This window comes from Arthrobacter sp. Y3225116 (assembly GCF_059091245.1).
Map to the genome: position 1 here is coordinate 1 of NZ_JBNHGL010000524.1, position 704 is coordinate 704.

At 73.4% G+C, this 704-nt stretch carries 1 protein-coding gene; it reads right to left on the reverse strand.

All coding sequences use genetic code 11. The annotated features are described in order from the left end of the window. Positions 1-704, reverse strand: a 704-nt coding sequence (locus AC5RV2_RS18755) for a PspC domain-containing protein (protein ID WP_494093583.1), incomplete at both ends; no start/stop codon positions are given.

Consider the following 704-nt stretch of genomic DNA (forward strand, 5'->3'; position numbering starts at 1 on the left):
GGCTGCGGGTAGGCCTGCCGCGGCGGGCCCTGGTGGCCGCCGTGGCCCGCGTTGCCGTATCCGGCCGCGGACGCCGGCGTCGAACCGTAGGAGGTAGCGGTGGTGCCGGTGGTGCCGGGGGCACCGTAGTAGGCGGAGGCACCGCCGCCGGAGGCCGGTGCGGGCGGGAAGCCGTCCGCTCCGGTCGGCGCCGAATCCGGAGTGTCTGCCTTGTTGCGCGTGGCGAGCCAGTAGATGAAGAACCCCACCGCGCCCAGCCAGATCACGGCCCAGACGAAGCCGCCGAAGCCCCAGCCGCCGTCGTTGTCGAACCCGAAGATCCAACTGAACGGGCGGCTGAACACGCCGAGGACCGTGAAGATCACCGCGCCGGTCATGCCTGCCGTCCAGTTGCTGCGGCCGGCTTCTTCGGCATGGATCCGGCCGTCCGGCTCGGGCAGCAGGGCCCAGGCCACGCCGTAGAGCAGCACGCCGATGCCGCCGAAGACGGCGAGCAGGATGAACAGCCCGCGGACCAGGATCGGGTCCAGCCCGGTCCGGTGCGCGACGCCGGAGGCTACCCCGCCGATCCAGCGGTCCTGCCCGCGGGAAACGCCGAGGTTGCGGAACCAGCTGAAGAACGCGTTGCTGTGCGCCGGGAAGCCGCCGGCGGGCGGCGGCGGGTAGGCGCCGGAGCTGCCCGGAGGCGGCGGCGGGAAGTTGCC